At 68.5% G+C, this 4,150-nt stretch carries 4 protein-coding genes; 1 reads left to right on the forward strand and 3 read right to left on the reverse strand.

The genetic code is table 11. The features are described from left to right. Together Q0C81_RS16890 and Q0C81_RS16895 are read right to left on the reverse strand one after the other, a co-directional pair. Positions 1 to 794, reverse strand: a 794-nt coding sequence (locus Q0C81_RS16890; RefSeq protein WP_291840709.1) for an aminotransferase class V-fold PLP-dependent enzyme, incomplete at its 3' end; no start/stop codon positions are given. 43 nt (positions 795 to 837) lie between these two features. Continuing rightward, a complete protein-coding gene (locus Q0C81_RS16895) occupies positions 838 to 1,680 on the reverse strand; it encodes a class I SAM-dependent methyltransferase (protein ID WP_291840712.1) in 843 nt (280 codons plus the stop codon). Between the two features lie 73 nt (positions 1,681 to 1,753). On the opposite strand from Q0C81_RS16895, the gene Q0C81_RS16900 reads away from it, so the two are divergent. Beyond that, on the forward strand, positions 1,754 to 2,191 hold the full coding sequence (locus Q0C81_RS16900; protein WP_291840715.1) for a helix-turn-helix domain-containing protein: 438 nt from the start codon (positions 1,754 to 1,756) through the stop codon (positions 2,189 to 2,191). 73 nt (positions 2,192 to 2,264) lie between these two features. Here Q0C81_RS16900 and Q0C81_RS16905 read toward each other — a convergent pair. Beyond that, positions 2,265 to 4,150: SEC-C metal-binding domain-containing protein (locus Q0C81_RS16905; protein WP_291840718.1), on the reverse strand; the 1,886-nt coding region annotated here is incomplete at its 5' end.

Raw genomic sequence — 4,150 nt, forward strand, 5'->3', positions numbered from 1 at the left:
CCCCAGAAACGGCCCGCGTCGGCGCGGTACTGGACCCCCTCCGGCGGCCCAGTCAGATTGCCGAACTCGGCGAACCAGCCGGTGATCACCGGACGGGGGCAGAAGCCGTCGGGCGCATGCAGGAAGCCGGCGCCCTCGCCCGACATGGCGTATTTGTAGCCCCCGGCGACATAGAAGACGCGGTCCGCCACCGCCGACAGGTCGGTCGGGACCGCCATGAAGCCGTGGTAGCCGTCGATGACCACCCACGGGCCTTCCGGCTTGGCCAGGTCGGCCAGCGCCTCGACGCCGCCGAACACCTGTCCGGTGCGGAAGAAGACCTGGCTGATCACGATCAGGTCGAAGCCGCCCCCCCGGGCGGCCTCGATGAAGCGCGCCTCAAAGGTGTCGAACGGATGCAGGGGCACGCGGGTGATGACCGCATCGCCCGCCTCCTCCCAGCGTTCGCCCTGACGGCGGAACGAGTGGAACTCGCCGTCGGTCGACAGGATGCGCACGGGCTTGGCCTCGATCCCGGAGACGATGCGCAGCAGGAATTCATGGGTGTTGGTCGCGAAGACAACGCTGTCCGGTGAGGGCAGGTTCAGCTCCTTGGCCACATGCGTCTGCGCCTCGGGCACGACGTCGCCGAAGACCAGGTCCCATTTGCGGTCGGCGAACCGGTTGGCCTCGACCCAGGCCCGCACTTGGCCGTCGAAGCTGGCGTCGGGCCACAGGTGGTGGCTGTGAGCGGCGAAATGCAGGCGCTCCGGGTCCAGGGACAGGGCGCGGGAGAACAGGGCCTTATGGGTCATATCCGTGGATGTCGCACGGCGCGGCGGTCGCCGCCAGCGGCCTTCAGCGCCGGGCGGAGACCAGCCAGCAGGCGGCGCTCATCGGAATGATCCCGTCCCGGAGGTGCACGTTCAGCCGATCTGTCACCGCCGCGCGCACCTGCGCCCGCACCGTCTCGTCCTGTTGCGGCAGGGCCGTTCCCAGCACGCCGAACTTCAGGCCGAGGTCGAGCATCTCGTCCAGGCTCAGGGGCGTGGGCGTGTCCAGCGGCGTGATCTCGATGTCCGTCCAGCCGCTGCGATGCAGGATGCCGCGCACCTTTTCCGGATCGGCGAAGGCGAACCGGCCGGGGGCGTCGACGGGCAGCGGCGGGGGCAGGTCGGGCAGGAAGGGCGTGGCGGCCTCCAGCGGGACCTGGGTGAGGGCGTTCTCGGCGACCGCACGCCAGCAGGCGAAGGTCAGGCGGCCGCCGGGTTTGGTCGCCCGCCTCAGATTGGCGAAGGCGGCGTCCGGATCGGTGAAGAACATCACCCCGAACCGTGAGGTCACGGCGTCGAACGTCGCCTCGCCGAAGTCATGGGTCTGGGCGTCGGCCTCGATGAAATCGACATTGGCCGTCGCCACCGCCCTGCGCCGCGCCGCCTCCAGCAGGGGGGCGGAGATGTCGACGCCGGTGCAGTGTCCCGTCGGACCCACGCGCCGGGCCAGGTCCAGCGTTGTCGCGCCCGCGCCGCAGCCCACGTCCAGCACCCGCGCACCGACGGGCGGATCGGCCCTGTCCGCGACCGCCTCGCCGATCGGCTGGTACAGCCGGTCCATCAGGGTCTGGAGATCGGCCCAGGCGGAGCCGCCCGACCGGCTCCAGTAGCCTTGATCGGGAACGGCGGGGCGCGCGGGGTCGGTCATCTCGGTCTCCATCCGGTTGCGGCGAGGGGACCGCGCGTCCATCCTGCAAGTTCAAGCCGACTTGAGGTCAAGAGTGCGCGACATCGACATCGCCGAACTGTCTCGCCGCTCGGGCGTGCGCGCCTCGGCGCTGCGCTACTACGAGGAGCGCGGGCTGATCGCCTCGACGGGGCGTCGGGGGCTCAAACGCCTGTTCGATCCGGAGGTGCTGGAGCGCCTGTCCCTGATCGCGCTGGGGCGAGCGTCCGGTTTCTCGCTGGACGAGATCGCGGCCATGCTGGGCGGCGCGCCCGAGCCGGTCATCGACAAGGCGCGGCTGCGGGCGAGGGCGGAAGAGATCGGCCGCCGTATCGAGGAGCTGTCGCGGATGCGCGAAGGCCTGCTGCACGCCTCGGCCTGCACGGCGCCGACGCTGATGGCGTGCGCCAAATTCCGCCGGATCGTGCGCTTTGCGGGTCGGGAGGCGGCGGCGACGCCCTCGCGGAGCCGGTTCCGGGCGACGGCGGTCTGAACCGCCGCCCGAAGGTCGATCACACGTCCAGGCGCTCAGGCAGCGAGCCTCCGCGCGGCGACCGATAGCGTCCTTAAATCAGGCTGCCGTGGCAGTGTTTGAACTTGCGGCCCGAGCCGCAGGGGCAGTCGGCGTTGCGCGGGGTGCGTTCCCAGCCGACGGGCAGGACGTCGACCGGCAGACGCGACCGGGCGTCGCCTTCCAGCGCGCCTTCCGGCAGCTGGGCCAGCGGGTTGGCCATCTCGTTCTCGCCGGTGCCGGGGTTCAGGTGGATTTCCTGGAACTCGGGCATCTCCATCGCCGGCGGCTGCTCGAAGCGGAACTCCACCGTCATCAGCCAACGCGTCACATCGTGGCGCAGGCCGTACAGCAACGACTCGAACAGGTTGAAGGCCTCGGTCTTATACTCGTTCAGCGGATCGCGCTGGCCGTAGCCGCGCAGGCCGATGACGCCGCGAAGGTGGTCCAGCTGGACCAGGTGTTCGCGCCACTGCATGTCGATCATCTGCAGCATGAACTGGCGTTCGAGGTTGCGGATCTGTTCGGCGCCGACCAGGGCGATGCGTTCCTCGGCGCGGGCGTCCGCGGCGGTGACGATGCGCTCCTCGATCTCCTCGTTGGACACGCCTTCCTCGGCGGCCCAGTCAGCCAGCGGCAGCTCGAGACCCAGGGTCGAGCGGACCTTCTCGTCCAGGCCCGCGATGTCCCACTGCTCGGCATAGGCCTTGGGCGGCATATGCTTCTCGACCAGGTCCGAAATCACGTCGCTGCGGAACTCGTTGACCAGTTCCGACAGGTCCGTGGCGTCCATGAACTCCTGGCGCTGCTCGAACACGGCCTTGCGCTGGTCGTTCACGACGTCGTCGTACTTCAGCAGGTTCTTGCGGATGTCGTAGTTGCGGGTCTCGACGCGCTTCTGAGCCTGTTCCACCGCCTTGTTCAGCCACGGGTGGCTGATGGCCTCGCCCTCGGCGACGCCGAACGACTTCATGATCGAGTCCAGACGGTCGCCGGCGAAGATGCGCAGCAGGTCGTCCTCGCAGGACAGGAAGAATTTCGAGGTGCCGGGGTCGCCCTGACGGCCGGTCCGGCCGCGCAGCTGGTTGTCGATACGGCGGCTCTCGTGGCGCTCGGTGCCGAGCACGAACAGGCCGCCGGCGGCCAGCGAAATTTCCTTCTGGACGGCGATGTCGGCCTTCAGGCGGGCCTCTTCGGCCGCCTCCATCTCGGGGGTGAGCTCCTGCGCCATGTTACGCAGCTCCGTGCGCCACTTCTGCATGCGCATCTCAAGGTTGCCGCCGAGCTGGATGTCGGTGCCGCGGCCGGCCATGTTGGTGGCGATGGTCACCGCGCCGGGCAGGCCCGCGTCCGCGACGATGTAAGCTTCCTGTTCGTGCTGGCGCGCGTTCAGGACATTATGCGGAATGCCCCGCAGCTTGACCTCGTATTCGATGTCATAGGCCGCATCGCCGATCTTCTCGGCATCCTTGGGCTTGCCCTCGAACTCCTTCTTCGGGGTGCGGGAGACCTCGACCTTGTAGACGAAATTCTTCAGCAGCTCGGACAGGGTCTCGGACTTCTCGATCGACACCGTGCCGACCAGCACCGGCTGGCCCGCCAGATGGCGCTCGGCGATCTGGGCGGCGATGGCCAGGTTCTTCTCGCGCTCGGTGCGGAAGATCTCGTCGTCGTAGTCGATGCGCTGGACCGGGCGGTTGGTCGGCACTTCCAGGACGTCCATCTTGTAGATGTCGAGGAATTCCTGGGCCTCGGTCGCGGCCGTGCCGGTCATCCCGGACAGCTTCTCGTAGAGGCGGAAATAGTTCTGGATCGTCACCGAGGCCAGGGTCTGGTTCTCGGGCATGATCTTCACGCCCTCCTTGGCCTCGATCGCCTGGTGGAGGCCTTCGGACAGGCGGCGGCCCTGCATCATGCGGCCGGTGAACTCATCGATCAGCA

Origin of the sequence: Brevundimonas sp. (genome assembly GCF_023259385.1) — a bacterium.
Taxonomy (GTDB): domain Bacteria; phylum Pseudomonadota; class Alphaproteobacteria; order Caulobacterales; family Caulobacteraceae; genus Brevundimonas.

What these genes read in the sequence shown, in the direction of transcription:
- Q0C81_RS16895 (WP_291840712.1), bottom strand. Translation starts at nt 1,680, where the DNA reads ATGACCGACCCCGCGCGCCCCGCCGTTCCCGATCAAGGCTACTGGAGC.